The following is a 3,487-nucleotide window of genomic DNA, read 5'->3' on the forward strand; positions in this document are numbered from 1 at the left end:
ATCTCGTATCTCGTATCTTCTTAAAGCTTACGTAAACCAGTTAAGGCTTTCTCTAGCCTTCTTTCCATTGGCGCCGAGATATCAATCTTCTCTTCGCTACCCGGGTGGATAAACTTGATGTTGGCTGCATGTAAGAACAGACGATTCAGTCCTACTTTACCCGTATAAGCATCGAAACGACGATCACCGTAACGATCATCCCAAGCTATTGGATGACCGGTATACTGAGCGTGCACACGGATTTGGTGTGTACGGCCTGTAATTGGGCTAGCTTGAATCAACGTCGCCTCTTGGAATTTCTCTAAAACCTTAAAGCGGGTTTCAGAAGCTTTACCATTCGGGTTCACTCGAACAATGCTATTCACTTCATTTTTTAACAAAGGTGCGTTGACGACTTTACAGCTGTTCTTCCATTCGCCCATCACTAGAGCGAAATAGTATTTTTGAACCGTTTTTTCACGGAACTGTGCTTGAAGGTGTCTTAGCGCCGAGCGCTTCTTAGCAACAAGCAAAATGCCAGACGTATCTCTATCAATACGGTGCACTAACTCAAGAAAACGAGCATCAGGGCGAAGAGCACGCAATGCTTCAATCGCGCCAAACTTCAAGCCGCTGCCACCATGAACCGCAGTACCTGATGGTTTATTGAGAATCAGCATGTGATCATCTTCATAGATGATGCACTGTTCCAATTCCGAAACCTTATTGAGTTTCGTACTCGGTACGTTCTCTTCCGTTTTCTCTTCAATAGTAACGGGAGGGATACGTACTAAGTCGCCAGCTTTTAGTTTGTACTCAGCCTTGATACGTTTCTTGTTAACGCGGACTTCGCCTTTACGCACGATTCGGTAAATCATGCTTTTCGGGATGTTTTTTAATTGGTTGCGTAAGAAGTTATCAATACGCTGACCAGCCATATCTTCGTCAATGTCGACAAATTGGACTTGGGTTCTAATTTCGCTCATTGGGTTATTGTATCACTGTCACTTTTGATAATTGAGATTTTCTTAACCCTATTCTGAACTTATTTATCTAAAATCCCTGCGACTCTATCCCTAAAAGGGCATTGAAGTTCTATATTTCTTTGATTCTTCGAACAAAAAAGCACCAAGCTTCCTGCAAATTAAAATATCAATTGATAAATTATTTATAGACAGTGAGTTAGAGCTATCAAAACCCAAACAAAAACTGTTTTTTTTACCGCATTACGACAAAGCAGATTGCTGTGTTTACCGACCACTGCTATAGTTCACAGCTGCTATCAATGGATTGACTAATATTTAAACAGCTAACCATTCATAAGCAAGTAAATGAGTAGATGACTCAGATTAGACAGTGCTGCAATCGGCGTAAGACACGGTCAACTGAGTTCCTTATCGCTCTACTCACGTACACTCATGTTGAGTATTCACCGCCACATCGCGGATCATAGGCTAACTCCCTATGATGACTGACGTGCCCCAGAGCATCCCTCTCCAGCCGGGAGGCTGCACCGATAAAGCCATGGGATCTGGCACCATGAGAAACGAACTAAAGCGATAAGACCAATGATGAAAATAAGAAAAGACAATGAGAATTTCTAAATGAAAAGAATGTTAATTAACGCAACTCAAAAAGAAGAGTTGCGTGTCGCTTTGGTTGATGGCCAGCGACTGTTCGATCTAGATATCGAAAGTCCAGGTCACGAATCAAAGAAAGCGAATATCTACAAAGGACGTATTACCCGTATTGAACCAAGCCTAGAAGCGGCATTTGTTGATTACGGCGCAGAACGTCACGGTTTCCTCCCTCTTAAAGAAATTGCCCGCGAATACTTCCCTGAAGGTTATACATACCAAGGCCGTCCTAGCATTAAAGAAGTGCTAAGAGAAGGACAAGAAGTAATCGTACAAGTTGAGAAAGAAGAACGTGGTAGCAAAGGTGCTGCACTGACAACTTTCATCTCTTTGGCGGGTAGTTACTTAGTTCTTATGCCAAATAACCCTCGCGCTGGCGGTATTTCTCGTCGTATCGAAGGTGATGAACGCACTCAACTGAAAGCAGCATTAAGCACTCTTGAGCTTCCTCAAGGTATGGGCTTAATTGTGCGTACAGCGGGTGTAGGCAAAAGTGCAGAAGAGCTAGAGTGGGACTTGAACGTTCTATTGAATCACTGGGGCGCTATCAAGCAAGCTTCTGATTCAAATGCAGCTCCTTTCCTTATTCACCAAGAAAGTAACGTTATCGTTCGTGCGATTCGTGACTATCTACGTCGTGATATTGGCGAGATTCTAATCGACAGCAATACTATTTTTGAACGTGCACAAGCGCACATTCAATTAATACGCCCAGATTTCATGAATCGCGTTAAGAAATACGATGGTGAAGTACCACTATTCAGCCATTACCAGATTGAAAGCCAGATCGAATCTGCTTTCCAACGTGAAGTTCGTCTTCCATCTGGTGGTTCTATCGTAATCGACCCAACAGAAGCTCTGACTTCTATCGATATCAACTCTGCTCGTGCAACAAAGGGCGGCGATATCGAAGAAACAGCACTTAACACTAACCTAGAAGCAGCCGATGAAATTGCACGTCAATTACGTCTACGTGACCTAGGTGGTCTTGTTGTTATCGACTTTATCGATATGACTCCGGTTCGCCACCAACGCGAAGTAGAAAGCCGTCTACGTGATGCCGTTCGTTTAGATCGCGCACGTGTTCAGATTGGTCGTATTTCTCGCTTTGGTCTTCTAGAGATGTCTCGTCAACGTTTGAGTCCATCACTAGCAGAAGCAAGCCACCACATTTGTCCTCGTTGTACAGGTACTGGTGTTGTTCGTGATAACGAATCTCTAGCACTATCTGTTCTACGTCTGATCGAAGAAGAAGCTCTAAAAGACAACACTGCGCAAGTTCTTGCTGTAGTCCCTGTTCCTATCGCTTCTTACCTATTGAACGAAAAACGTCGCTCAGTAAACCACATCGAGAAGAACCAAGAAGTTAAGATCACTGTAGTTCCTAACTCTGACATGGAAACACCGCACTTTGAGGTTATCCGTGTTCGTGAAGGTGAAGAGTTCGACCTACTGTCTTACTTGCTGCCTACCAAGCTAGAAGCTCTAAAAGAAGCAGAAAGCAAAGAGCCTGCAGAACAGACTATTCGTCCTAAGAAGATCGAAGAGCCAGCTCTTAAAGGCTTCGCAGCTCCTGCTCAATCAGCACCGACTCCAGCTCCAGCACCTAAAGCTGTAGAAGAGAAAAAAGCTGAATCAGCAGCGACTCAAGAACCAGGTTTAGTTGGTCGTTTCTTCAAAGCTATCGGTAGCTTCTTATTTGGCTCTTCAACTCAAGAAGAGAAAAAAGAAGAAGAGAAGCAAGAAGAGAAACCTAAGAACAATCGCAACAACGGCAACCGTCAACGCCGTGATCGTAACGATAACCGTCGTCGTAACCAACGTGGTGACCGTGGTGAACAACGTGGTGACCGTGGTGAACAACGTGGTGA

General features: G+C 44.0%; 2 protein-coding genes. One reads left to right on the plus strand and one right to left on the minus strand.

The genetic code is table 11. The features are described from left to right. Positions 1 to 20: 20 nt before the first annotated feature. Positions 21 to 965 carry a 23S rRNA pseudouridine(955/2504/2580) synthase RluC gene (rluC, locus tag AB4496_RS22505; RefSeq protein WP_009848612.1) on the minus strand — a complete coding sequence of 315 codons (945 nt, stop codon included), beginning with the start codon at positions 963 to 965 and terminating at the stop codon, positions 21 to 23. A gap of 618 nt (positions 966 to 1,583) precedes the next feature. On the opposite strand from rluC, the gene rne reads away from it, so the two are divergent. Beyond that, positions 1,584 to 3,487 (plus strand): ribonuclease E (rne, locus tag AB4496_RS22510; protein ID WP_372132020.1); only part of this gene is annotated, 1,904 nt, incomplete at its 3' end.

This window comes from Vibrio sp. 10N.222.46.A1, from assembly GCF_041473595.1.
GTDB lineage: Bacteria > Pseudomonadota > Gammaproteobacteria > Enterobacterales > Vibrionaceae > Vibrio > Vibrio tasmaniensis_A.

Bases quoted from the DNA above. Each gene is read 5' to 3' on its own strand.
- rluC (WP_009848612.1), bottom strand. From the start codon at position 965: ATGAGCGAAATTAGAACCCAAGTCCAATTTGTCGACATTGACGAAGAT.